Source organism: Leisingera sp. CC-HEC096 (assembly GCF_059429235.1).
The window spans coordinates 625,637-648,696 of the sequence record NZ_JCAIJS010000001.1 but is presented as its reverse complement, the minus strand read 5'-3'; the positions used below and the strand labels follow the sequence as shown (position 1 = coordinate 648,696).

At 63.5% G+C, this 23,060-nt stretch carries 23 protein-coding genes; 6 read left to right on the top strand and 17 right to left on the bottom strand.

The window, feature by feature from the left end:
- Window positions 1-14: 14 nt before the first annotated feature.
- Entirely contained in the window at window positions 15-1,544 is a 1,530-nt protein-coding gene (locus tag AC5STI_RS03215) for a LysM peptidoglycan-binding domain-containing protein (protein WP_495445556.1), read from the bottom strand.
- Window positions 1,545-1,668: 124 nt separating this feature from the next.
- On the opposite strand from AC5STI_RS03215, the gene AC5STI_RS03210 reads away from it, so the two are divergent.
- Complete coding sequence (locus tag AC5STI_RS03210) at window positions 1,669-2,220, top strand: LOG family protein (protein WP_495445555.1); 552 nt, start codon at window positions 1,669-1,671, stop codon at window positions 2,218-2,220.
- Here AC5STI_RS03210 and rarD read toward each other — a convergent pair.
- The 10 genes from rarD to AC5STI_RS03160 all read right to left on the bottom strand — a co-directional run bounded on the left by rarD (window position 2,157) and on the right by AC5STI_RS03160 (window position 11,282).
- A complete protein-coding gene (gene rarD / locus AC5STI_RS03205) occupies window positions 2,157-3,068 on the bottom strand; it encodes an EamA family transporter RarD (RefSeq protein WP_495445554.1) in 912 nt (303 codons plus the stop codon). The genes AC5STI_RS03210 and rarD overlap by 64 nt on opposite strands.
- A 72-nt stretch (window positions 3,069-3,140) precedes the next feature.
- Complete coding sequence (locus AC5STI_RS03200) at window positions 3,141-3,596, bottom strand: host attachment family protein (protein ID WP_475051612.1); 456 nt, start codon at window positions 3,594-3,596, stop codon at window positions 3,141-3,143.
- A gap of 4 nt (window positions 3,597-3,600) precedes the next feature.
- Window positions 3,601-3,795 carry a hypothetical protein gene (locus AC5STI_RS03195; RefSeq protein ID WP_490397613.1) on the bottom strand — a complete coding sequence of 65 codons (195 nt, stop codon included), beginning with the start codon at window positions 3,793-3,795 and terminating at the stop codon, window positions 3,601-3,603.
- Window positions 3,796-3,950: 155 nt separating this feature from the next.
- Window positions 3,951-4,553 (bottom strand): superoxide dismutase, encoded by a 603-nt coding sequence (locus AC5STI_RS03190; protein ID WP_495445553.1) that lies wholly within the window; start codon window positions 4,551-4,553, stop codon window positions 3,951-3,953.
- A gap of 255 nt (window positions 4,554-4,808) precedes the next feature.
- The gene (locus AC5STI_RS03185; protein WP_495445552.1) at window positions 4,809-5,225 is read right to left on the bottom strand and encodes a hypothetical protein; all 417 of its coding nucleotides are present in this window, start codon (window positions 5,223-5,225) and stop codon (window positions 4,809-4,811) included.
- A gap of 160 nt (window positions 5,226-5,385) precedes the next feature.
- Window positions 5,386-5,799 (bottom strand): hypothetical protein, encoded by a 414-nt coding sequence (locus AC5STI_RS03180; protein ID WP_490397616.1) that lies wholly within the window; start codon window positions 5,797-5,799, stop codon window positions 5,386-5,388.
- Between the two features lie 222 nt (window positions 5,800-6,021).
- A complete protein-coding gene (locus AC5STI_RS03175; protein WP_495445551.1) occupies window positions 6,022-6,588 on the bottom strand; it encodes a sarcosine oxidase subunit gamma in 567 nt (188 codons plus the stop codon).
- Entirely contained in the window at window positions 6,581-9,613 is a 3,033-nt protein-coding gene (locus tag AC5STI_RS03170; RefSeq protein WP_495445550.1) for a sarcosine oxidase subunit alpha family protein, read from the bottom strand. The genes AC5STI_RS03175 and AC5STI_RS03170 overlap by 8 nt, the downstream gene beginning before the upstream one ends.
- 49 nt (window positions 9,614-9,662) lie before the next feature.
- Window positions 9,663-10,004 (bottom strand): sarcosine oxidase subunit delta, encoded by a 342-nt coding sequence (locus tag AC5STI_RS03165; RefSeq protein WP_421055665.1) that lies wholly within the window; start codon window positions 10,002-10,004, stop codon window positions 9,663-9,665.
- 33 nt (window positions 10,005-10,037) lie between these two features.
- Entirely contained in the window at window positions 10,038-11,282 is a 1,245-nt protein-coding gene (locus tag AC5STI_RS03160; RefSeq protein ID WP_421055664.1) for a sarcosine oxidase subunit beta family protein, read from the bottom strand.
- Between the two features lie 188 nt (window positions 11,283-11,470).
- Between AC5STI_RS03160 and ccmI the strand changes: the two genes are divergently transcribed.
- The 4 genes from ccmI to AC5STI_RS03140 are packed head-to-tail and all read left to right on the top strand — an operon-like array spanning window position 11,471 to window position 14,332.
- Window positions 11,471-12,709, top strand: a complete 1,239-nt coding sequence (gene ccmI / locus AC5STI_RS03155) for a c-type cytochrome biogenesis protein CcmI (RefSeq protein WP_495445549.1) — start codon at window positions 11,471-11,473, stop codon at window positions 12,707-12,709.
- Complete coding sequence (ruvX, locus tag AC5STI_RS03150; RefSeq protein ID WP_495445548.1) at window positions 12,706-13,179, top strand: Holliday junction resolvase RuvX; 474 nt, start codon at window positions 12,706-12,708, stop codon at window positions 13,177-13,179. The genes ccmI and ruvX overlap by 4 nt, the downstream gene beginning before the upstream one ends.
- A 3-nt stretch (window positions 13,180-13,182) precedes the next feature.
- Window positions 13,183-13,416, top strand: a complete 234-nt coding sequence (locus AC5STI_RS03145) for a DUF1289 domain-containing protein (protein ID WP_039169861.1) — start codon at window positions 13,183-13,185, stop codon at window positions 13,414-13,416.
- Between the two features lie 55 nt (window positions 13,417-13,471).
- Complete coding sequence (locus AC5STI_RS03140) at window positions 13,472-14,332, top strand: DUF6630 family protein (RefSeq protein ID WP_495445547.1); 861 nt, start codon at window positions 13,472-13,474, stop codon at window positions 14,330-14,332.
- 90 nt (window positions 14,333-14,422) lie between these two features.
- Here AC5STI_RS03140 and AC5STI_RS03135 read toward each other — a convergent pair whose 3' ends face one another.
- The 6 genes from AC5STI_RS03135 to AC5STI_RS03110 form a co-directional block, all read right to left on the bottom strand.
- Entirely contained in the window at window positions 14,423-15,220 is a 798-nt protein-coding gene (locus tag AC5STI_RS03135) for a hypothetical protein (protein ID WP_495445546.1), read from the bottom strand.
- A 10-nt stretch (window positions 15,221-15,230) separates the two neighbouring features.
- Window positions 15,231-16,085, bottom strand: coding sequence for a sulfite exporter TauE/SafE family protein (locus AC5STI_RS03130; RefSeq protein ID WP_495445545.1), 855 nt, complete (start codon window positions 16,083-16,085; stop codon window positions 15,231-15,233).
- 86 nt (window positions 16,086-16,171) lie between these two features.
- The gene (dusA, locus tag AC5STI_RS03125) at window positions 16,172-17,173 is read right to left on the bottom strand and encodes a tRNA dihydrouridine(20/20a) synthase DusA (protein WP_495445544.1); all 1,002 of its coding nucleotides are present in this window, start codon (window positions 17,171-17,173) and stop codon (window positions 16,172-16,174) included.
- Window positions 17,174-17,426: 253 nt separating this feature from the next.
- The gene (locus AC5STI_RS03120; RefSeq protein ID WP_495445543.1) at window positions 17,427-18,830 is read right to left on the bottom strand and encodes a TRAP transporter large permease; all 1,404 of its coding nucleotides are present in this window, start codon (window positions 18,828-18,830) and stop codon (window positions 17,427-17,429) included.
- Between the two features lie 5 nt (window positions 18,831-18,835).
- Entirely contained in the window at window positions 18,836-19,501 is a 666-nt protein-coding gene (locus tag AC5STI_RS03115) for a TRAP transporter small permease subunit (protein WP_495445542.1), read from the bottom strand.
- A 78-nt stretch (window positions 19,502-19,579) separates the two neighbouring features.
- Window positions 19,580-20,596 carry a C4-dicarboxylate TRAP transporter substrate-binding protein gene (locus tag AC5STI_RS03110; protein WP_495445541.1) on the bottom strand — a complete coding sequence of 339 codons (1,017 nt, stop codon included), beginning with the start codon at window positions 20,594-20,596 and terminating at the stop codon, window positions 19,580-19,582.
- Between the two features lie 501 nt (window positions 20,597-21,097).
- Between AC5STI_RS03110 and acs the strand changes: the two genes are divergently transcribed.
- Window positions 21,098-23,059 (top strand): acetate--CoA ligase, encoded by a 1,962-nt coding sequence (gene acs / locus AC5STI_RS03105; protein WP_495445540.1) that lies wholly within the window; start codon window positions 21,098-21,100, stop codon window positions 23,057-23,059.
- The last annotated feature ends 1 nt before the right edge of the window (window position 23,060 follow it).

The window sequence follows — 23,060 nt, the reverse complement described above, 5'->3', positions numbered from 1 at the left end:
CGTTTTCCCAAGGCTTATTCGGGGATGGTGAAGACCTGACCCGGATAAATCAGGTCCGGATTGCGGATCGCGCCGCGGTTGGCCTCAAACACCCGCACATACAGGAAACCGCTGCCGAATTTCTCTTGCGAGATCGCCCAGAGCGTATCGCCCTTCTGCACCGTCACTGCCCGCACCAGCGGCGCCGGCTGCTCCGGTGCCGCATCGCCGCCTGGCTGCGGCAAGGCCTCCGGGGCCTCGCGCTTGAAGGGGGTTTCCAGGCGGCTCACAACCTTGCCGCTGCTTGGCTCGATCTCATCGACGCGCAGCGTGTAGATACCGGGCTTCACGTCCGCCAGTTCCCCTTTCCAGCGGCCATCCTCGGCCGCGTCAAGTTCTGCCACCGGCGTATTGTCGACGTACACCCGAACCCGTGATTTAGGCCGGGCCCGGCCCGACAGTTCAACCCCGCCGGCGCCGTTGTAACTGATTGCATCCAGCGCCACCTCGTCGCTCAGCTCCGGATCGTCCGGGATCGCAGGCTGAACCACCTCGATCCCGTCCTGATCCGCGCGCAGCACGGCTACCGCCTGACCCTTCGGCTGCGGTGCATCGGGGTCGCCTGCGACAGCGGGCGTTTCAGCCGCCGGTGTCAGGGCTGCCGCAACCTGTTTCGCGGCCTGATCCGCCTCAGCCTGGCCGCCCGGCGCCGATGATGCCGCTGCGGTCTCTGCCGGATCGTCCGCCGCGTCTCCAACCCGTTCTGCTGGCAAGGATGCCACCGGGCTGACAGGCGCCAGAATGAAGGACCCGCCAGATGCGCTCTGCCGGCCATCATGCTCTGCCAGAAGCGTAACGACCCGGGCGTCAGAACTCGGCGCAATCGTGGTCAGCGACACAAACTCGCCGCCAGCCGGCACGTTCAGTTGTTCCAGCACCTCTCCATCCAGGAGCACCGAAACCCGGACACCTTCCTGCGCCCGCCCGGCAATCACGGCAGCGCCGTCACGGTCCACACGGACCAGATCCAGCTCCGGTGCCTGCAGGACAAAGATGTCTTCCTTGCTCTCACCAGCTGAGGGGTCAGCGCCAGGCGCCAGCGCCGGATCGGCGGGCGCTATCAAGGCGGTTTCTTCCTCGCCCAGCTCCGCCGTGGCCTCGCCGCCCTGCGCCATTTCCCTTTCTTCAGAGCCGGTTGACGGCTCATCTTCAACTGGAACCGCCACATCAGCAGCCGCAACCGCGTCTGCCTTGGGCTCTTGGGGAACCGCACCGCTCTCAACCGGTGCGATCTGCTGTGCAACGCTTGGGGCCTCAGCCTCCGCAGCCTCGGACAACGCCCGGTTTTGCAGCGGCTGGCCGGACTCCTCGCCATCGCCTGTAAACTCCACGCCGCCGTTTGCCGCCTGTCCGCCAGCCTGCCTGTTGGCGGGGCCGTCCCCCTGCTCGCTGGAGCCGAACACCCCAAGCTGGAACAGCACCACACCGCCCAGCACTACCGCCACCCCGGCAACAGCGCCAAGTGTGAGGGTCCCCAGACCCCCGCTTCCAGATGCATCCGCCATGTCTTTCCCTTTGACGTTTGCGGAATGTTCCCTTCCGCTTAGTTGAGCAAACCTAGCAATCCCGCTATCACGGGTCAAAACACCAATTGCGTTTCATCTTGAAATTCCAAGGAAAGGCTGGCCGATGAGCATCAAATCCGTCTGTGTCTATTGCGGATCGCGCGCAGGTGCGCAGCCCGCCTATGCCGAAGCGGCTCGCGCACTTGGAACCGCACTCGCCGCAGGCGGAATGAGGCTTGTCTATGGCGCTGGTGATGTGGGGCTGATGGGCGAGGTCGCCCGCGCCGCGCAGCAGGCGGGCGGCGAAACCTTCGGGGTGATCCCCAGCCACCTGGAACGGCGCGAGGTCGGCAAGTCGGATCTCACCACCTATGTGGTTACCGAAACGATGCACGAGCGCAAGAAGGTGATGCTGTGGAATGCCGACGCCGTGATCGTGCTGCCCGGCGGGGCTGGTTCGTTGGATGAGCTGTTCGAGGCGCTCACCTGGCGCCAGCTTGGTCTGCATTCCAAGCCGATCGTGATCCTGAACACCGCCGGCTACTGGGACAAGCTGCGTGCGCTGCTGGAGCAGGTTATAGGCGAAGGGTTCGCCGGACAGGACCTGGCGGATTACTTGATCTGGGCCGATACCCCGGTAGCCGCCATCGCCGCCCTGCGCGACGCCCGCTCCTGACGCAGCGCCGAGACGGAGAACACCGCAACCGCGCTCCAGATCAGCGCAAAGGCAGCTCCGTGCCAGGGGGTGAACGGTTCGGCGAACAGCAGCACCGCCACCAGGAACTGCAGCGTCGGATTCAGATATTGCAGCACGCCGATAGTTCCCAGCCGCACCCGCTTGGCGGCATAGCTGAACAGGATCAGCGGCAGCCCCGTCAGGATACCGGAAAACGCCAGCATGGCCGCATCCGCCGGGCTGCCCAGGAAGCCTGCGCCGCCGGTCAGCCAGATCACTGTCAGCGCCACCGGCAGGACCAGCAAAACCTCAGCGGTGACCGACACTACAGGTCCCAAAGAAAGCTGTTTCTTGGCAACGCCATAAAGCGCAAAGCTCACACTCAGCACCAGCGGGATCAGGGGTGCTGCACCCAATCCGAAGGACAGCACCGCCACGGCGATCCCTGCCAGTAAAACCGCCACAAGCTGCGCCCGGGCCAGCAGTTCACCAAAGACCAGCCGCCCCAGCAGCACGCTGAGCAAGGGAAAGATGTAATAGCCCAGGCTCGCCTCAGTCGCATGGCCGGTCTGGACGGAGGAAATGAACACAAACCAGTTGAGCGAGATCATCGCCGTGGCGAAACCCAGCAGCAGCGCGCCGCGTCCGCTGGAAAAGGCCGCGCCCAGGGCACGGATCCGCCCCTGCACGAGCAGCACACCCGCAAAGAACAGAAACGACCACAGCACCCGGTGCGACAGCACCTGCTCCGGCGGCACATGCGACAGGGCCTTGTAATAGATCCCCGACAGCCCCCAGACCACGCAGGCCGCGATCATCGCCATGACGCCCAGATGTGTTTCCCGCATGATTTGCCCCTGCCCTTGTATCTGCTGACAGACACCGGACAGGGGCGAGGGTCAAGACCCGGGAGTCAACCGTCAGGCGTTCTCGAGCGCCTCTTTCACCATTTCCTCAATCTTGCTGGTCTCATGGTTGGTCAGGTTCTTCGCGACCTCCCCGACCACGCAGTCGGCAACTTCCTTGTGCAGGTTCTTGCGCAGCTCCCCCAGTACTTCCGGGGCTGCCACAAGCACCAGCCGATCAAACTTTCCCTTGTGGGCCATCTTGTACAGCCGGTCCGCCAGATCCGAGGCAAAACGCTCCTTGGCCAGCTGGTGCCAGTCGGTATCGTCTACAGCCGAACGGTGCACGCTTGGCCCGTCGTTGAACCGCCCCGGCCGGTTGGCCGATTGCTCGCGGTCAGAGGGGTTTTCCTGCTCATCCTTGCGCCGCACCTTCAGGTTCGGATTTTGCGCGTCCGTGGTGTTCTCCAGGAACAGCGCTTTCTCGCTGTCCGCAACCAGAACCCAGGTGCCCTGCGTCAGAAAGGTCATGATGTCATTCCTCCTCCTTGGATTTCGTCACGCGTGTAGAGCCCGCCGGGCGCTCCTTGGCCCGTTTCAGCTCGTCTTCAGAGGCGATGTCGCGCTGCAGTCCGCCGCCAGTCCGGCCTTGCTGCGAAACGCTGCCTTTCGCACCGGGGATCTCTTCCGTCTCGCGGCGTCCGTCCGTCGATCTTTTGCGTTCAGCCATGGGAGCCTCCTCGTGTTGCACATGTAGAAGTTCAACGCGCAGCAGCAGGCACTTGTTCCTGAGACAACCACGAAAAAGCCCGCGCAGCAACGCTGCACGGGCGGAATTCTTTTAATGCGGTGCCAGCTTGGAAACCGGCTTCCGCTCCTGCGGTCTTAACCCAGGCGGGAAGCGACGTTTTCCCAGTTCACCAGGTTGTCCAGGAAGTTGGTCAGGTAGGCCGGGCGCTTGTTGCGGAAGTCGATGTAGTAGGAATGCTCCCACACGTCGCAGCCCAGCAGCGCGGTCTGATCGAAGCACAGCGGGTTCACACCGTTTTCGGTCTTGGTCACAGCCAGCGAGCCGTCGGCGTTTTTCACCAGCCAGGCCCAGCCGGAACCGAACTGGCCTGCGCCTGCGGCAGAGAATTCTTCCTTGAATTTGTCGACGGAGCCGAAGCTTTCGGTGATTGCCTTCTCCAGCTCACCCGGCATCTTGCTTTCGCCCGGGCCCATCATTTCCCAGAACTGGTTGTGGTTCCACAGCTGGGAGATGTTGTTGAAGATACCGTTCTGGGCAACCGCATTGGCGTCATAGGTGCCCTTGATGATCTCTTCCAGCGACTTGCCTTCCCACTCGGTGCCGGCGATCAGCTTGTTGCCGTTGTCGACATACGCCTTGTGGTGCAGGTCATGGTGGTATTCCAGGGTTTCTGCCGACATGCCTTTGGCGGCCAGTGCGTCATGTGCATAAGGAAGATCGGGAAGTTCAAAAGCCATTTTGGGCCCCCTGTCAAAATTGTTTGCGTTCCTGCGCAGATACATGCTGTGTGTGCGCTATCAGGTCAAGAGGCCAAGCCGCGAAATCCGCGCGGGGCCTATGTGCAATTGCGCAGTGAAGGCGGCTGGACCGAAGACCGGCTGTGCGGCCGGCGCAACTGGCATGCGTACAGCTCTGCCGCTTTTGCCTCAACCAGCGGTGTCCCCCCCCCGTCCCGCGGCTTTGCCGGACAAGGCAGGCCCGGCGCACGCCGCCTAGTCCTGCTTCACCTTGCATTTCCCGCGCCCGCGCGGCGCATTTGCAAAGCCGGTGATCACTCCCCGGATCGACAGCGTGTTATTGTCCATATTGAAGACAGCCGAGTACAACCCGTCCACCTTGGTCCGGGCGTTGGCAACCGGAATGTCATTCACCCGCCACGCCAGGTCATAGGAGTTCCCTTTCCGGTGCTCGACCTTGGCAGCCAAGGGTTCACCGGCCAGTTCCTGAATGTAAGCATCATAGATCTTTGCGGTTTTGGTGCTGTCTTCCCACAGCACCAGAACCCGCGGCGCAATCCAGCCCTTGTTTGTAAACATCTTGATGTCGCAATCATAAACGGTCTCAGCCGAGACCGTTTGACCAAGAAAACCTGCAGCCGCAATACAGCCCGCCAAAGCAAAAGGTTTCATTCGCAAGTGTCCTCAAATTAATTCCCGGCACCGGAATGCAACCTGCTTGTGCAGAAAACAACCATGTTCCCGCAGAAGCCGGGCATTGATGCGCTGCCTGGGTTGAGTTGGTGATTGTCCCGGCGCCGGCTCGCCTCCCGCTGGCAGTCTTACCCGCCGGCTAATGCAAAATGGCCTGGTACTGCGCCAGCTGCGACAGCGTCTCCAGCCGCTGACAGCTGCCTGAACCGCGCGGCAGCTGTGTCCCTTCCTCAAGCCGGATGGACTGAATGCTCATCTTCAGGTTGGACGTGTTCAGCACCGCCCGGAACCGCGGTTCGGCCTGCCCGTTTTCCAACAGAACGGCAAGCCCCGGCAATGACCAGCTGAGCGCGTATGAAGTTTCGCTGCGCTTGGCGACCTTGGCGGGAACAGACACGCCAAATGCGGTATCGGTGACCTCCGCCGAGGTAAAATCATCAGAAAACTCAACCGAGATCCGACTAGGAACCCAGTCCTCCCCCGAGATCGGTTGCAGGTGGCAGCGGAAGCTGGCGCCAGCCGCGGCAGCCGCCCCGGCAAGCGTTAAAATCAATGCTCCTACCCCGCTGTTTCGCAGACCCATAAGCCGCCCCCTGAAACATCTTCACGCAGCCAGCTCCCCAGGCAGAGAACTGGCTGTAAAATCAAACAATTGCAATCACTGCAAAGGAAAGGTTCCAAGAGTGCCAACCGCAAAAAAACAGTGCCCCGGAACAACTCCAGGGCACCGTAAATGACGCGGGATGGCGTCACAAGCAAAAAGCGAGTGATAATTTTAATAAACACCCACTTTACTTTGCGGATGGGCAGCTGCGCTCAGCAATTTGAACACATACTCGCCCACCGAGCGGAAGCAGACGATATAGAAGCTGCCATCCTCGTTCAGCCAGAACGCCCCGGCCACTTGCGCCAGGCGCGAGCGGCGGAACTGGCCTAGCTTAAAGGCCGCGGCGTCAAAGTCCACCGGGCTCACCTTGCCCAGCACCTCGCGCGCGCCCTCGCCCGACAGGCGGAAGAAGGCACGGGCGTCGGAGACGTTCACCGCCAGCGCATGCTCGCCTTTCAGCGCCTCGGCCACTTCGGCAGTCTTGGCAACCGCATCCTCATACGGCACCAGCAGCAGCAGCTCGTCCGGAGACATCCAAGCCGCGGCTCCGTTTTCGGCAACCGAGATGGAACCCTGTGCCGGAACCCCGGCGCCGGTGGCAGCCTTGACGGCCGCCTTCAGCGCAGCGGAGTCCAAATCGCCGCGCAGGGTGATCATCCCCTGCAGACCGGCATCCTCGACCTTGGCCAGCCCGGAATACTGGGCGCCGTTCAGTACGGAAACAGCCTTAGACATTCTGCTTCTCTCCATCCTTGTCGTAGAAGACCGGGTCAACGATCTTGGCTTTGTAGGTCTTGCCGTCAGTGCCCGGGAACTCGATCACTTCACCCATCCGCTTGGGACCGTGCTTGACCAGGCCCATTGCGATGCCGCGGCCCAGGGTCGCGGAGTGATAGGTCGAGGTCACCCGGCCGATCATGTTGCGCTGGCCGTTGGCGTTGACGCCCTCGCCCACCGCATAGGCGCCGTCCGGCAGCACCGAACCGTCCACGGTTTCCAGACCGACCAGCTGCCAGCGGTCCGGATCCGCCATGTGCGAACGCTGCTGCGCCCGCTTGCCCAGGTAATCGTCCTTCTTCTTCGACAGCGCCCAGTGCAGACCCAGATCCTGCGGGATCACGGTGCCATCGGTCTCGTCGCCGATCATGATGAAGCCCTTCTCGGCGCGCAGGATGTGCAGGGTCTCGGTGCCGTAAGGCATGACGCCGAATTCCTTGCCCGCTTCCATCAGCGCATCCCAGAACGCCTGGCCCTCAGAGGCCGCAACCGCGATCTCGTAGGACAGCTCGCCCGAGAAGGAGATCCGGTAAGCGCGTGCATCAAACTCGCCGATCTTACCGTCGCGCCATTCCATGAACGGCAGCGCCTCTTTGCTGACATCCATGCCGCCGCCCGCTTGCGCGTTCAGCTTCTCCAGCACCTTGCGGGCGTTGGGGCCGACCACCGCGATCTGGGCGTACTGCTCGGTCACGTTGGCAACGTAGACCTTCCAGTCCCACCATTCGGTCTGCAGCCATTCTTCCATCCAGCCGTGGATGCGCTCGGCACCGCCGGTGGTGGTGTGGCACAGGAAGGTGTCCTCGTCGATGCGGGCAACCACACCATCGTCCATCAGGAAGCCGTTCTCGGTGCACATCAGGCCATAGCGGCATTTGCCAACCTTCAGCGTGGACATCATGTTGGTGTACAGCATGTCCAGGAACTTGCCGGCGTCGGGGCCCTTGACGATCAGCTTGCCGAGGGTCGAGGCGTCCAGCAGGCCGAGGTTCTCGCGGGTGTTCTTCACCTCGCGGTTCACCGCGGCATGTCGGTCCTCACCCGGGCGGGTGATCGCGAACGGGCGGCGCCACTGGCCAACCGGTTCCCAATCCGCGCCGTTTTTGTCGAACCAGTCGTAGATCGGCGTCTTGCGCACCGGCTGGAAGATCTCGGCCCGTGCCTCGCCAGCGATCGCGCCCAGCGAGATCGGGTGGTACGGCGGACGGAAGGTGGTGGTGCCCACCTGCGGGATTTCCGAGTTCAGGCTGTCGGCCAGAATGGCCAGGCCGTTGATGTTGGACAGTTTGCCCTGGTCGGTGGCCATGCCCAGCGTGGTGTAACGCTTGGTATGCTCGACGCTCTCGTAGCCTTCGCGCGCAGCCAGCTGCACGTCCGACACTTTGACGTCGTTCTGGTAGTCCAGCCAGGACTTCATGCGCAGCTGAATTTCCGCCTTGGCAGGCATCAGCCAGACCGCTTCCATGCGGGCCTCCTCTTCGGAGACACCCTTGGCAGCCGCCACGGATTTCGCCGGGAAGCCGGCTGCCTCAGCCGCCTTGGCACCAGCAGCCGCCGCGTCTTCCAGCAGCGCGCCCAGGCCGAACTCGCCGTTCGCGGCACCGGCCGGAACCACAAAGCCTTCGCCATCCTGGTTCAGCGGCGGGCGGGAGGCATCGGGGCGGAAGTTGGCGTTCACCTCGTCCCAGATCAGCTTGCCGCCGCAGTGGGACCACAGGTGGACCACCGGCGACCAGCCGCCGGACATGGCAACCGCGTCTGCTTCCACTTCCTCACGGGCACCGCCTTCGCCGTTCTGGGCGCAGATGGCGACCTTGGTCACGCATTTGCCGTCCTTCACCTTGGCGATCGCACGGCCCAGCTCAACCCGGATGCCCTTCTCGCGGACCGCTTCCATCAGCGCGCCGCCGCCGGTTTCGCGGGTGTCGACCACGCGAACCACTTCGACGCCTGCGTCATGCAGCACCAGCGCGGTGCGGTAGGCATCGTCGTTGTTGGTGGCAACCACGACCTTCTGACCCGGGGTGATACCCCAGTTCACCACATAGTCGCGCATCGCGCCGGCCAGCATCACGCCCGGCACATCGTTGCCCGCAAAGGACAGCGGACGCTCGATGGCACCGGTTGCGGTGACGATCTGGCCAGCCCGGACCCGCCAAAGACGATGGCGCGGGCCGCCCTGGCCCGGCGCGTGGTCGGTCAGGCGCTCATAGCCCAGGGCATAGCCGTGGTCATAAACGCCGGATCCCATGCAGCGGTCGCGCAGGGTAACGTTGTCCATCGCCTTCAGCTCGGCCAAGGTCTTTTCGATCCAGACCTCGGGTGCCTCGCCGTCGATGGTGCCGCCGTCGACCGGCGCGCGGCCGCCCCAGTGGTTGTTCTGCTCCATCACCAGAACCTTGGCGCCCGACGCCGCAGCCGCCTTGGCTGCCTGCAGGCCGGCAACGCCGCCGCCGATGACCAGCACGTCCGCGAAGAAGTAGAAGTGCTCGTAGGTGTCGGCGTCCTTCAGTTCCTTGTCGGGCGCGGCGCCCAGACCGGCGGACTTCCGGATGATCGGCTCATAGACGTGCTTCCACAGCGGACGCGGGTGGATGAACATCTTGTAATAGAAGCCGGCGGTCAGGAACCGGCTGAGCTTGTTGTTGATCGACAGGACGTCGAACTCCAGGCTCGGCCAGTGGTTCTGCGACTGCGCGGTCAGCCCCGAGAACAGCTCGGTGGTGGTGGCGCGCTGGTTCGGCTCATAGCGGTCGCCCACACCCAGTTGCATCAGCGCATTGGGTTCCTCGGCGCCCGACGCCACCACGCCGCGCGGGCGGTGGTACTTGAACGAGCGGCCCATCATCACCTGGCCGTTGGCCAGCAGGGCGGATGCGAGCGTATCGCCGGCAAAGCCCTTCATGCGCTTGCCGTTAAAGGTGAAGTCGATCTGTTTGGAGCGGTCGATCAGCCGGCCGTGCTTGGCAAGACGCGTGCTCATGGGCGCAGACCTTTCAAAAGAAAAGCGGGTGTTTCAGTCAGGCGGCGGATCATTTCTGGCCGTCCGCAAATTCGCGCCAGGTCCAGCCCGGGCGTTTGGCAGCGATCTTGTCCATGATCTCCTGCGTCGGCACGCTGGTCTGGGCGGTGTAGGTGCCAAAGACCTCCAGCGTCATGGTGCAGCGGGCGGCGTGGAACCACTTGCCGCAGCCGTTGGCATGGCGCCAGCGTTCAAAGTGAACGCCTTTGGGGTTTTCGCGCATGAACAGGTAGTCATGGAACTCATCGTCGCTGGAGCCGGGACCAAAGCGCTTCAGATGCGCTTCGCCGCCCGCGGCCAGTTCGGTTTCTTCGGCTTTGACGCCGCAATAGGGGCATTCAAGGATCAGCATGGTGCTTGCTCCGTAAAATTGAAGTCTGCAGCGTTAGTGCGCCACACCGGCGGCGACGCTCTCGTCGATGAACTTGCCTTCCTTGAAGCGCATCATCGAGAACTCCTCTGTCAGCGGCGAATGGCCGGTGGCCATCAGCTCCGCCATCGCCCAGCCGGAGCCCGGGATCGCCTTGAAGCCGCCGGTGCCCCAGCCTGCGTTGATGAAGCAGTTCTGGACCGGGGTTTTCGAGATCAGCGGCGAGCGGTCGCCGGTCACATCCACGATACCGCCCCACTGGCGCAGCATCTTCAGGCGGCTGACCATCGGGAAGGTTTCGACCAGCGCACGCACGGTTTCCTCGATATGGTGGAAGCTGCCGCGCTGGGTGTAGTTGTTGAACCCGTCGGTGCCGCCGCCGATCACCATCTCGCCCTTGTCGGACTGGGACATGTAGCCGTGCACGGTGTTGGCCATCACAACCACGTCCATACAGGGTTTGATCGGCTCGGACACCATCGCCTGCAGCGCCACGGATTCCATCGGCAGACGGAAGCCCGCCATCTCCGCCAGCACAGAGGCGTTGCCGGCCACGACCATGCCGATCTTGTCACAGTCGATCGGGCCCTTGGTGGTATCGACGCCCACGGTGCGGCCGTTCTCGGTGCGCACACCGGTGACTTCGCATTTCTGGATGATGTCCATGCCCATGTCGGAGCACGCCCGCGCATAACCCCAGGCCACAGCGTCATGGCGGGCGGTGCCGCCGCGCTCCTGCCACAGGCCGCCCAGCACGGGGTAACGGGGGCCGTGCAGGTTGATGATCGGCACCAGCTCCTTGACGCGTTCCGGAGTGATCCACTCGGTCTGCACACCCTGCTGCTGGTTGGCATGCGCGGTGCGCTTGTAGCCGCGGATCTCATGCTCGGTCTGGGCCAGCATGATCACGCCGCGCGGGCTGAACATCACGTTGTAGTTCAGGTCCTGCGACATGGTCTCATACAGGCTGCGCGCCTTTTCATAGATCGCAGCCGAAGGATCCTGCAGGTAGTTCGAGCGGATGATGGTGGTGTTCCGGCCCGTATTGCCGCCACCCAGCCAGCCTTTCTCGATAATTGCGACATTGGTGATGCCGAAATTCTTGCCCAGGTAATAGGCAGTGGCGAGGCCATGCCCGCCCGCACCAACGATGACGACATCGTAATGGCGCTTGGGTTCCGGCGAGCGCCAGGCGCGCTCCCATCCGGTGTGATAGCGCAGGGCTTCCCGCGCGACAGCAAAGACTGAATAGCGTTTCATGAGCGAATCCGATGGTTCGTGTCTGATAGCGGGTATGCCCGAAACGCATGGCCGGCCAGTGCCGTTTATCGTCCTCTTTCTGCGTTATTGCGACATAACCTCATGACGCATTGCGGCATCCCGCGGCAGTTTGGCCCTTTTGTTCGCCGCCCCCCGCATATAGATGAAAACCAAACTTCGGAGACGGCATGGTTTTCTGGACAGTCACCGCCCTTATCGCATTTGCGGCAGCGCTGCTGCTGGCAATGATCATCATTCGCGCCCGTGAGCAAGGCGAACCTGCAGCGGCCTACGACCTGCGCGTCTACCGCCAGCAGCTGCGCGAGGTCGACAAGGACCTGGCCCGCGGAGTCATCAATGAAGGCGACGCAGAGCGCATCCGCACCGAAATCTCGCGCCGCATCCTGGCCGCCGACGCTCAGCTGCAAAAGCGCAAGTCCGGCCCCGCCCAGCCCAGGTCCCTGTCGCTGATCTCCGCAGTTGCTACAGCGCTGCTGATCACGGGCGGCACCTTGGGCCTTTACTGGCAGCTTGGCGCACCCGGCTATGGCGACCTCGGCCTCAAGGACCGTATCCGACTGGCGGGCGAGCGCGCCGAAAACCGCCCCTCGCAGGCTGAGGCCGAGGCCGAAGTCCCCGCCCTGACGAACCCGCAGGTGGAGGAAGGCTACGTCAAGCTGGTTGAACAGCTGCGCAAGACCGCTGCCGAGCGCGAGAATGACGCCCAGGGCCAGGCGCTGCTGGCCCAGCACGAGGCCAACCTCGGCAACTTCAAGGCCGCTTATGAGGCCAAGGCCAACTACATCCGCCTGGCCGAGGGCAAGGTCAACGCCCGCGACTTCACCGAATTGGCCGAGCTCAAGATCATGGCGGCCGGCGGCTATGTCTCGCCCGAGGCGCAGACCGATCTGCAGAAAGCGCGCGCCATTGATCCCACCCACGGGCCGGCCCGCTATTACTGGGGCCTGATGCTAGGCCAGATCGGCCGCCCGGACCTCGCCTACCGAGAATGGGCCGCAACCCTGCGCGACGGCCCGGCGGACGCTCTTTGGATCAAGGGCATCCAGGGCCAGATCGAGGAGATGGCCTTCCGCGCCGGTGTCGAATACCGGCCCATCACCCCCGGCGGCGGCACCGCCCCCGCCTTGCCCGGCCCCAGCGCCGAGGACATGGCCGGTGCCAGCGAGCTGTCTGCCGAAGAGCAGCAGGAGATGATCCGCGGCATGGTCACCCGCCTGTCGGACCGGCTGGCAACCGAAGGCGGCAGCGCCGAGGAATGGGCCCGCCTGATCGGCGCCCTGTCGGTGCTGGGCGAAACCGACCGCGCCCGCACCGTCTATGACGAGGCCCGCGGCGCCTTTGAGGCCGACGCAGAGGCGCTGGCGCTGCTGGAAACCATCGCTGCGCAGGCAGGACTTACAGAATGATCCACGACGCTTTTGAGAATTTCGCCGCCGCCCTGCCACCGATGAGCGCGCTAATGGGGCTGGACCTAGGCACCAAGACCATCGGCGTTGCCGTCTCCGACCGCATCGGCGCCGTGGCGACGCCCCTGGAAACCGTGAAGCGCAAGAAGTTCTCTGTCGATGCCGCCCGCCTGCTGGAGATCATCAAGCAGCGCGACATCAGCGGCATCCTCTTGGGTCTGCCCCGCAATATGGACGGCACGGAAGGCCCCCGCTGCCAGTCCACCCGCGCCTTTGCCCGCAATCTGGGCCACCTCACCGATCTGCCGATCAGCTTCTGGGACGAGCGCCTCAGCACCGTGGCGGCAGAAAAAGCGCTTCTTGAAGCAGATACGACACGCAAACGCCGCGCAGAGGTTATCGACCACGTCGCGGCCTCCTATATCTTGCAAGGCGCATTGGACCGGATGCGGCATTTGAAGAACGGGTGAGATATGACTGACGACGTTTGGAAACGGGACGAGATCCAGTCCCCCTGCATCAAGATCTGCGTCGTCCACCCCGAGGCCCGCATCTGCACCGGCTGCTACCGCTCCATCGACGAGATCCGCGATTGGTCCAAGATGACCAACGAGGAACGCGCCGGCATCATGAACGACCTGCCCGCCCGCGCCAGCAAACTGGTCAAGCGCCGCGGCGGCCGCGGCGCGAGGCTCAAGCGCAGTTAACGCGGCGCGCGGTGAGGTAAGCGCCTGTCAATCATGCGGAACAGGTGCTGACCCAATGTTTCGCGCGCGAAACATTCAGGCAGGATTGCTGACCTATCCACTTCGGGTGCGGGAAATCAAAGTGCGCCAGCCTTGTCTCGGTGGAGGGACAAGACAGGTCGAAGCTGCTTCAAACATTTTCTTGCAAGAGATTGCAGCGCCTGCTTCCCTGGCGGACAATCCTCCAAATTCCGGAAGCGATTTGATGAACTTATTTCAACGCCTGCTAAACATATTCTCGAAATCAGATCCCCTGCCGGCTCAAGGGAGAACAAGCACTCCTCCGGGAGAAACTCTGCTTCAGGGGGTTTACGAACTCTCCTTAGAAAACCCTCGCGCAAAAGAAGCCGCCGAAAACGCCCTGAGCGGTCAAGCTTCCGGCGATGAGGATTTTCATGATCTGATGGCTTACTGCCCCAAGGCGGGGGTGATCTGCTACGCCTTGGAAAAATCCGGCCTTCTCGCCAGGGTGGACTGGGCGGAGGAAGCGTCAGAAGTGGTGCAATGGTTCGAAGAAATCTTCGAACGCGCAGGCATCGCGTGGTCGCAAGACGAAAGCAAAGACTTGGTTGAGAAAGCGGACAAGGCAGGGCTGAAAAGCGGTGAAGCCGTCGGCTTCGTGTATCTCGCAGCCCAATCTCGGGCGTTACAAGTTGGCTTCGAAATCCTGGATATCAATACCGGGTCAGATCAGCACGCCTTCTTTGCGGTACCGAAGGCAACCGCCGGCAAATGGCGCTTTGTAGACCTTGGCCAAGGAATGCGGATAGAAAACCCGGATTGGCAATTCAAGAAGCTCGCAAACGTCCACGGCTTTGAGCTGACGTATCCCGCTCACCCAAAGAAGTCGCTGAGGCCGTTTCCACTCGACCTCTGATCTCAGGTCAGGAAATGCCGCTTAAGACACGCTGCGTGTCTGGCTGGAGCACGTCTAGCGCTCATCGAACGCAGATCTGGAAGCTGACACCTACCCCTCCGCCAGCCACCCTTTAGTCCAATCCGCCAGCTCCGGGCGAAAATAGGCGATCATGCGCCCCTCTGCCGGCGCGCTTGCCCCCTCACCCCAGGGCGCAACCCCGTGCAGGCACAGCCGGTGCATCAGATAGGACTCGCCGGGCTTGGCGTGCACCGTGATCCGCGGGCAGGTCTCGAACACCTCGGCGCGGGCTGCCGTGTAGGCATCGGTCACATCCACATCCGCCCAGTCCTGCGGCGGCACACCCTCGAACGCGGCAGCAAAGGCGCGGCGCATGATCCTGTGGCTGCCCTCCCAGACAGACAGCGGCGCCGCATCCGGGCTGCTTTCATTCAGCGGGATGCCCAGCACCCAGGCATGCGGCTCCTCCACCTTGCGGCGGCGGTGCCCGCCGTACATCTTGACCCCGTCCACATGCGCCGCGTCGCGCTTGACGCGGTAGCGGAAAGCGGCCTCGCCCTCGCCCGGGCGCGGGCGCGGGTAGCCGGGAAAGACCGAGGACACCTGCGCCCGGTGCAGCTCCGGGATAGGCCCGAGGTGTCGCGTGATGAACGCCACCGGCGCACCGGCCAGCGGCGGCCCGTCCGGCAAGCGCCCCGAGGCATCATTCCGCAGCGCATCCACCCCGATGAACCAGGTGCGCTCGCACTGGAACCACTCGGCGTTTGCCGGATCCTCCAGCGCCTTTACCCCATGCGGTAAAGCATCTGTCGCCCACGCCGCGACCTGCGGATCATGGCCGAACCGCACCCAGCCTTTGTCCTGATACTGCGCAAACGGATCTTGCATCTTCATACCCTCAGTAGCCAAAGGCCTTGCGCAGCATGTTGAGCGCCACCAGCACCAGGAAGGCCCCGAACACCCGCTTCAACGGCTTCGGATCCATCGCATGGGCCAGCTTCACCCCCCAGGGCGCGGTGATCAGCGTCATCGCGATCACGATGAAGAACGCCACCAGATTGACCGCGCCGATGGTGAACGGCGGCCGCGCGGCCGGGTCCACATCCAGCAGCAGGAAACCGGCAACCGAGGGCACCGCAATGATCACGCCAAAGCCCGCAGCGGTCGCCACCGCCCGGTGCACCGCCACCCCGTGCAGGGTCATAAGCGGCACCCCAAAGCTGCCGCCGCCAATCCCCATCAGCACCGACAGGAAGCCGACCGCAGGCGACAGCACCAGCCGCTTGACGCCCTTGGGCATCGCTTCGGCCAGCCGCCACTCCGACCGGCCCAGCCCCAAGTAGCAGCCAATTACCAGCGCCAGCCCGCCAAAGACGCCCTGTAGAACGGTGGAGCGCAAGGCGGAGGCCGCCAGCACGCCAACCACAGCCCCAAGCGCGATGCCGATCCCCCAGCCGCGCAGGATCTCCCAATCCACCGCGCCCTTCTTGTTGTGGCTCATGACAGAGCGCAGCGAGGTCACGATGATCGTCGCCAGCGAGGTCGCGAGGCAGATCTGCATCAGCTGATCGCCGCCATACCCCAGCGTCTGAAAGGCATAGAAAAACGCGGGCACCAGCACGATGCCGCCGCCGACGCCCAGAAGGCCGGCCAGAACACCTGCAAAGGCTCCGATCACAACCAGAAGCGCCCCCATCTGCATCAGCAAGGCAGGCTCTGGCCACAGGGCGGCAGTCAGGGCAGGATCGGTCATGCGGGGCGCCTCCGGCTTTGGTTCACCGGCAAAGGGTTAGCGGCGGTTCCCCGCTTGCACAAGGCACTAGCGTGTGAGGCGTTCCGTCACGCCGCGGCGCGGTTCTCGACCTGCGCCAGCGCCTCCTGCACCAGCTCCGGCCCGGCCCCGGTGCGGCAAGCGCCCTCGGACAGCATCCGCCGCCACTGCCGCGCCCCCGGCTTACCCGCAAACAGCCCCAGCATGTGGCGGGTGACCTGGTTGAGCTTGGCGCCCTCGCTGAGCCGCGCCTCGATATAGGGCAGCATCTGCCGCACCGCCTCTGCCGGGCTGGTTACGGTGCCTGTGCCATAGATCTCCGGGTCCGCCGCGCACAAAACATCGGCAGGCTGGTGATAGGCCGCCCGCCCCACCATGACCCCGTCCAGGCCGCGGTCCAGATGCGCCTTGGCCTCCGCCAGTGTCGCAATACCGCCATTGATCGAGACATGCAGATCCGGAAACGCCGCCTTCATCTGGTGCACCAGATCATAGTCCAGCGGCGGAATATCCCGGTTCTCCTTCGGCGAAAGCCCCTGCAACCAAGCCTTGCGCGCGTGAATGGTCACCCGGCTGCAGCCCGCCGTGCGGATCTTCTCCAGGAAATCCGGCAGCACGTCCTCCGGCTCCTGCTCATCAACGCCGATGCGGCACTTGACGGTGACCTCGACGTCCACCGCCTCGCGCATGGCGGCCACACAGTCCGCGACCAGTTCCGGCGTCTGCATCAGCACCGCCCCGAAGGCGCCGGATTGCACCCGGTCGCTGGGGCAGCCGCAGTTGAGGTTGATCTCATCATAGCCCGCATCCGCGCCCAGCCGGGCTGCCTCTGCCAGTTCCACCGGGTCCGAGCCGCCCAGCTGCAGCGCCACCGGATGCTCTTGCGGATTGAACTCCAGCAAATGCAGCGCTCCGCCGCGCACAAGGGCCGGCGCGGTCACCATCTCTGTATACAGCAGCGCTTCCCGGCTCAGCAGCCGGTGCAGATAGCGGCAGTGACGGTCGGTCCAGTCCATCATTGGCGCGACGCTCAAACGCGCGGCCTGGTGCAGGGGGGCAAAATCTCTCATGCCGCGCCATATAGGCCCTGCGCCGCCGCCTGCCAAGCCGATCTGCTTCGGAGCCGCCTTCGCGTGAGCACAGACAGCCGGGGACAGGCGGCGGGATCAAGGAAAACCGCCGAGGGGCCCCGCCCGAAGGCGGGGATGCGGCTGTTTTGATTGGGGCCGGCGGCTGGCGCTGGCAGGCAGGGATCATGTGAAGGCGGGTCTGACGCGGGTATCTGCTTTGGTGAGCCCTGAGCGCCTTTCCCTTCCGCTCCCCCTAGCCAGCCAAGGACGGCAGGTACAAGACAATCCCCGGGAAGGCGACCAGCAGCGCAATGGTCACCGCGTCCGCCACAAAGAACGGCATCACGCCGCGGAACACATCCTGCACGCTCAGGTCAGGGCGCACGCCTGCCACGACGAAACAGTTTAACCCGATCGGCGGAGTGATCAGGCAGAACTCGGCCATTTTCACCACCAGAATGCCGAACCAGATCGCGCACATGGTGCCGCTCATGCCAAAGGCGCTGTCAGCAGCCGCAACGCTTTCACCGCCATTCAGCGCCATCACCGCCGGGTAAACCACCGGCAGCGTCAGCAGCAGCATGCCGATCGCGTCCATGAACATGCCCAAGACCGCATAGGCCAGCAGGATGCAGATCAGGATCAGCATCGGCGGCATTTCCAGCGAGGTGATCCAATCCGAAAACGCTCCCGGCAGATCCGCAAAGCCAAGGAAGCGCACATAGATCAGCACCCCCCAGATGATGGTGAAAATCATCACCGTCAGCTTGGCGGTCTCCAGCAGTGCCGATTTCAGCTCGTTCCATTTCATGCCTTCCTTCAGCGCGTAAAGGAACACGATGAAGGCCCCGATGGCACCGCCTTCGGTCGGGGTGCCCCAGGCATCGCCGCCAAAGGGGTTGTAGACAAAGCAGATGATGATCACGACCACCAGGATGATCGGCAGTGCCCCGGGCAGCGCGGCGAACCGCTCACCCCAAGTGAAGCCCTTCACGGGCGGGCCGACGGATTTGAAGATCACCGCAATACCGACGATCAGCAGACCGTAGATCACCGCCGAAAAGGCGCCGGGGATGAAGCCCGCCAGCAGCAGCTTGCCCACGTCCTGCTCCACGATGATGGCATAGATCACCAGGATCGCCGACGGCGGGATCAGCGAGGCCAGCGTGCCGCCCGCTGCGACCACGCCTGCGGCGAAGCGCTTGTTGTAGCCGATCTCCAGCATCTCCGGGATGGCGATGCGGGCAAAGACGGCGGAAGTTGCCACGCTGGCACCCGATACCGCGGCAAAGCCTGCGGTGGCAAAGACGGTGGAGACCGCCAGCCCGCCGGGCAGCCAGGCAATCCAGCGCTTGGCGGCGGTGAACAGCGCGCGGGTCAGCCCCGCGTAATAGGCCAAATAGCCGATCAGGATGAAGGTCGGGATCAGGCTCAGCGCCTGGCTGGACACCTTGGAATGCGGCACTTGGCCTGCGATCTTGACGGAGACGGTCAGCGCCTTGCCGAACCGGGCCGGGTCATAGCCGAACTTGGCCCAGAAGATCCAAATGAGGCCGATGAGCCCCGCAAGGCCGGCCGCAAAGGCCACCCGCATCCCCAGGACCACCATCGCCAGCAGGCCGCCCGTGACCCACAGGCCGATTTCAATGGGTTCCATGCGCCTTACCCCTGCCCGCCAGTAGAATTATCACCAGTGCTGCTGTCATGGCCGGCCAGCTGATCCGCCTCTGCCGCCGCCTGCTCCGCCGCGCTCTGGACCAGCGGCACAGCCACCGGTGCCTCCAGCCCCAAGACGAAGGCACGGCCGTAGCCCCAGATTTGCAGCACCAGCCGCAACGCCAGTACCGCAAAGGCCACCGGCGCCAGCAGCTTGGCGGGCCAGATCGGCAGGCCGATGTCGATGGAGCTGTCGCGGCTCCACATCGGTGCGGCAAAGTCGAAAGAGCGCTGGAAATGCGCCCAGCTGCCCCAGACCAGCGCCAGGATCAGCAACAGGATCAGCACGACCGAGACCAGCTCAAACAGCCACAGCGCCCGCCCCCTGAGGGCACCGATGAAGATGTCCATGCGGATGTGACCGCCCTCGCGCTGCACATAGGCGATGCCCATGAAGGCAATCAGCGGCATGATCTGCTCGATCCAGTCGACATAGCCTGGCAAAGGCGCGTTCATCGCGTTGCGTCCGCCGACCGAGACCACCGCCAGGATCATCAGCGAGAACACCGCAATCCCGCTCAGCAGCGCCAGCAGGCGCTCGGCTTTCAATAACCCGCGGTCCAGCCGGCTGATCAGGCTCCCATCCTCCAGGACTGCTGCTCCTGCCGCCATGCCCTGCCCCCATCTTTCCGAAAGTCAAAGACAGGAAGGGCCGGAACTGTCGCCCGGCCCTTCCGTATCATGTCAGGCTCAGCTGCCCGAGCGGTGGTCGCTGAGGGTTTTCTGCACCAGATCGTAAAGTTCCTGCGCCGGCAGGCCCTGGCCGCTCATGTCCTTGATCCACTGCTCGCGGATCGGATCGGCGGCAACCTTGCGGAACTCAGCCAGCTGGTCGTCGGAGATCATCACCTTTTCGACGCCCTTTTCCTCCAGAACGCTGTCCCATTTGGTCAGCAGCGCGCCGTAGTTGTCGAGGTAATGGGCAATCGCCTCCTCGACCGAGCTGTCCAGCGCCTCGCGCTCGGCGTCGCTGAGGGCATCATAGGCATCGGTGTTGACCACCACCGGGCAGTTCACGGTGCCGGGGTTCAGGTTGGCGGTCCACCAGTCGGCCTTGTTGATGGTGCCAAAGCTGAGGTGCGCGTGCTGGGCAAAGGCGACGGTGTCGACAACGCCGGATTCCATCGCGTTATAGGCCTCGGTCGCGGTCACCGAGGTCGGGACTGCGCCAACGGCGGAAAACGCCTGGCCGATACCGCCGGTGGCGCGCACCCGCATGTCCTTGAACTCTGCCAGTTCATCGCGCGGCTCGCCGGTACCGACGATATTGTACTGCGGCATCGGCGAGGTCATCAGCAGCTTGGCGTTCCAGCGCGCCAGATCGGCCTCAACCGCAGGGTGGGCATAGACCGCGTGGGACACGGCCACCTCTTCCTCCAGCGTGTTCACGCCCAGGAACGGCAGCTCCAGCACTGTGATCGAGGGGTTCTTGTCGCGGTGGTAGCCCGCGCAGAACTGGGCCATCTCAAAGGCGCCGATGGAGATGCCGTCGAGGTTTTCCTTGTTCTTGCTGAGGCCGCCATAGCTGATGTTCAGGGTGAACTCGCCATTGGTCTTTTCAGAAACCAGCTCTGCCAGTTTCTCCACATGCTCGGTAAAGGCGCGGCGCTTGCCCCACAGGGACACGTTCCACTCCGTTGCGGCAGCCTCGCCCGCCATTGCAATGCCAGCAGTCGCCGCCACAGCGGCGGTCAGAAATCTGTTCATGATGTAACTCTCCCGGATTGCGCCCTTTTTGCCCGCTGCACGTGCGGCAGGCGGACGCTTGCCCGACAGGCTAGCCGCAAGGCCGCGCCCTGCCAACCCCCCGGCAAAAAGGTGACGCAGCGACTCGCGTTCAGCCACGGGGCGCCTGCGTGCGGCCCGCCGCCGGGCGGCCTGGCACAATATGCCGCAGCACGGCTGGGCCTGTTTCCGCTGCCCAGGCTGCCCTTTGGTCAATCCGCCCTGGTTTCACCCGCAAAACGACCGCAAAAGCGTTTACACCTAAACCTTTGTTTTTCCCAAATGCAGCGTATGCGGCTGTCAAAACATTTACAGAACCGCAACCCAAGGGGAAATTCGTTGACAATGAAATGCTTAAAAACCGGTCGCTTATTCACAAATTTTCAGCACGCGGTATTATCAATGCCCAGGAGGAAACGGTTTGACAGCCACGGCACTGCGGTGTCGTTTGTCTTGCCAATAAAATTTCTGGGAGGAAACCGAATGAACGCGCTGCACGCAGACGCTGTCTATCCGCCATCCGACGAAACCGTTGCCCGCGCGCATGTCAATGCCGCGAAATACCAGGAGATGTATGACGCCTCGCTGAACGACCCGGAAGCCTTCTGGGGCCAGCAAGGCAAGCGCATCGACTGGATCAAGCCCTTCAACCAGGTGAAGGACGTGAACTACAACTTCGGCAATGTTTCGATCAACTGGTTTGCCGACGGCACCCTGAACGTCTCCGCCAACTGCATCGACCGCCACCTGGACACCCGCGGCGACCAGACCGCGATCATCTGGGAGCCGGATGATCCGAACGAGGACGCGCAGCACATTACCTATAAGGAGCTGCACCGCCGCACCTGCCGGATGGCCAACATCCTGGAAACAATGGGCGTGCGCAAAGGCGACCGGGTTGTTATCTACCTGCCGATGATCCCCGAAGCGGCCTATGCCATGCTGGCCTGCGCCCGCATCGGCGCCATTCATTCGATCGTCTTCGCCGGCTTCTCCCCCGACGCGCTGGCCGCCCGCATCAACGGCTGCGACGCCAAGGTGATCATCACAGCCGACGAGGCGCCGCGCGGCGGCCGCAAGACCCCGCTGAAATCGAACGCCGACGCCGCCCTGCTGCACACTAAGGACACGGTGAAATGCCTGGTAGTCAAGCGCACCGGCGGCCAGACCACCTGGGTCGACGGGCGCGACTATGACTACAACGAGATGGCGCTGGAAGCGGACGACTACTGCAAGCCGGCCGAGATGAACGCCGAGGATCCGCTGTTCATCCTCTACACCTCCGGCTCCACCGGCCAGCCCAAGGGCGTGGTGCACACTTCCGGCGGCTACCTGACCTATGCCGCAATGACCCATGAGATCACCTTTGATTACCACGACGGCGACATCTACTGGTGCACCGCGGACGTGGGCTGGGTGACCGGCCACAGCTATATCGTCTATGGCCCGCTGGCCAATGGCGCCACCACCCTGATGTTCGAAGGCGTGCCGACCTACCCCGATGCCTCCCGCTTCTGGCAGGTCTGCGAAAAGCACAAGGTGAACCAGTTCTACACTGCCCCCACCGCGCTGCGTGCCCTGATGGGCCAGGGCAATGAATGGGTCGAAAAGTGCGATCTGAGCGATCTCAAGGTGCTGGGTACCGTGGGCGAACCGATCAACCCCGAAGCCTGGACCTGGTACAACGACGTGGTCGGCAAGGGCAAATGCCCGATCGTCGACACCTGGTGGCAGACCGAGACCGGCGGCCACCTGATGACCCCGCTGCCGGGCGCCCACGCGATGAAGCCGGGCGCAGCGATGAAACCCTTCTTCGGCATCCAGCCGGTGGTTCTGGACCCGCAGTCCGGTATTGAGATCGAAGGCAATGGCGTCGAAGGCGTGCTGTGCATCAAGGACAGCTGGCCGGGCCAGATGCGCACCGTCTGGGGCGACCATGAGCGGTTCGAGAAAACGTATTTCTCCGACTACAAGGGCTATTACTTCACCGGCGACGGCTGCCGCCGTGACGAGGATGGCGATTACTGGATCACTGGCCGCGTTGACGACGTGATCAACGTCTCCGGCCACCGCATGGGCACGGCTGAGGTCGAAAGCGCCCTGGTGGCCCACGCCGCCGTGGCCGAGGCCGCCGTGGTCGGCTACCCGCATGAGATCAAGGGCCAGGGCATCTACTGCTATGTCACCCTGATGAATGACCGCGAGCCTTCGGACGAACTGCTGAAGGAACTGCGCACCTGGGTGCGGACCGAGATCGGCCCGATTGCCTCCCCGGACGTCATTCAGTGGGCCCCGGGCCTGCCGAAAACCCGCTCCGGCAAGATCATGCGCCGCATCCTGCGCAAGATCGCCGAGAACGACTTCGGCTCCCTGGGCGACACCTCGACCCTCGCCGATCCGTCGGTGGTCGAAGACCTGATTGAAAACCGCGCAAACAAGGGGTGAT

Excerpts from the sequence above, each read along its gene's own strand:
- AC5STI_RS03215 (WP_495445556.1), bottom strand. The coding sequence starts at position 1,544 with ATGGCGGATGCATCTGGAAGCGGGGGTCTGGGGACCCTCACACTTGGC.
- AC5STI_RS03210 (WP_495445555.1), top strand. The coding sequence starts at position 1,669 with ATGAGCATCAAATCCGTCTGTGTCTATTGCGGATCGCGCGCAGGTGCG.
- rarD (WP_495445554.1), bottom strand. The coding sequence starts at position 3,068 with ATGCGGGAAACACATCTGGGCGTCATGGCGATGATCGCGGCCTGCGTG.
- AC5STI_RS03200 (WP_475051612.1), bottom strand. The coding sequence starts at position 3,596 with ATGACCTTTCTGACGCAGGGCACCTGGGTTCTGGTTGCGGACAGCGAG.
- AC5STI_RS03195 (WP_490397613.1), bottom strand. The coding sequence starts at position 3,795 with ATGGCTGAACGCAAAAGATCGACGGACGGACGCCGCGAGACGGAAGAG.
- AC5STI_RS03190 (WP_495445553.1), bottom strand. The coding sequence starts at position 4,553 with ATGGCTTTTGAACTTCCCGATCTTCCTTATGCACATGACGCACTGGCC.
- AC5STI_RS03185 (WP_495445552.1), bottom strand. The coding sequence starts at position 5,225 with ATGAAACCTTTTGCTTTGGCGGGCTGTATTGCGGCTGCAGGTTTTCTT.
- AC5STI_RS03175 (WP_495445551.1), bottom strand. The coding sequence starts at position 6,588 with ATGTCTAAGGCTGTTTCCGTACTGAACGGCGCCCAGTATTCCGGGCTG.
- AC5STI_RS03170 (WP_495445550.1), bottom strand. The coding sequence starts at position 9,613 with ATGAGCACGCGTCTTGCCAAGCACGGCCGGCTGATCGACCGCTCCAAA.
- AC5STI_RS03165 (WP_421055665.1), bottom strand. The coding sequence starts at position 10,004 with ATGCTGATCCTTGAATGCCCCTATTGCGGCGTCAAAGCCGAAGAAACC.
- AC5STI_RS03160 (WP_421055664.1), bottom strand. The coding sequence starts at position 11,282 with ATGAAACGCTATTCAGTCTTTGCTGTCGCGCGGGAAGCCCTGCGCTAT.
- ccmI (WP_495445549.1), top strand. The coding sequence starts at position 11,471 with ATGGTTTTCTGGACAGTCACCGCCCTTATCGCATTTGCGGCAGCGCTG.
- ruvX (WP_495445548.1), top strand. The coding sequence starts at position 12,706 with ATGATCCACGACGCTTTTGAGAATTTCGCCGCCGCCCTGCCACCGATG.
- AC5STI_RS03145 (WP_039169861.1), top strand. The coding sequence starts at position 13,183 with ATGACTGACGACGTTTGGAAACGGGACGAGATCCAGTCCCCCTGCATC.
- AC5STI_RS03140 (WP_495445547.1), top strand. The coding sequence starts at position 13,472 with ATGTTTCGCGCGCGAAACATTCAGGCAGGATTGCTGACCTATCCACTT.
- AC5STI_RS03135 (WP_495445546.1), bottom strand. The coding sequence starts at position 15,220 with ATGCAAGATCCGTTTGCGCAGTATCAGGACAAAGGCTGGGTGCGGTTC.
- AC5STI_RS03130 (WP_495445545.1), bottom strand. The coding sequence starts at position 16,085 with ATGACCGATCCTGCCCTGACTGCCGCCCTGTGGCCAGAGCCTGCCTTG.
- dusA (WP_495445544.1), bottom strand. The coding sequence starts at position 17,173 with ATGAGAGATTTTGCCCCCCTGCACCAGGCCGCGCGTTTGAGCGTCGCG.
- AC5STI_RS03120 (WP_495445543.1), bottom strand. The coding sequence starts at position 18,830 with ATGGAACCCATTGAAATCGGCCTGTGGGTCACGGGCGGCCTGCTGGCG.
- AC5STI_RS03115 (WP_495445542.1), bottom strand. The coding sequence starts at position 19,501 with ATGGCGGCAGGAGCAGCAGTCCTGGAGGATGGGAGCCTGATCAGCCGG.
- AC5STI_RS03110 (WP_495445541.1), bottom strand. The coding sequence starts at position 20,596 with ATGAACAGATTTCTGACCGCCGCTGTGGCGGCGACTGCTGGCATTGCA.
- acs (WP_495445540.1), top strand. The coding sequence starts at position 21,098 with ATGAACGCGCTGCACGCAGACGCTGTCTATCCGCCATCCGACGAAACC.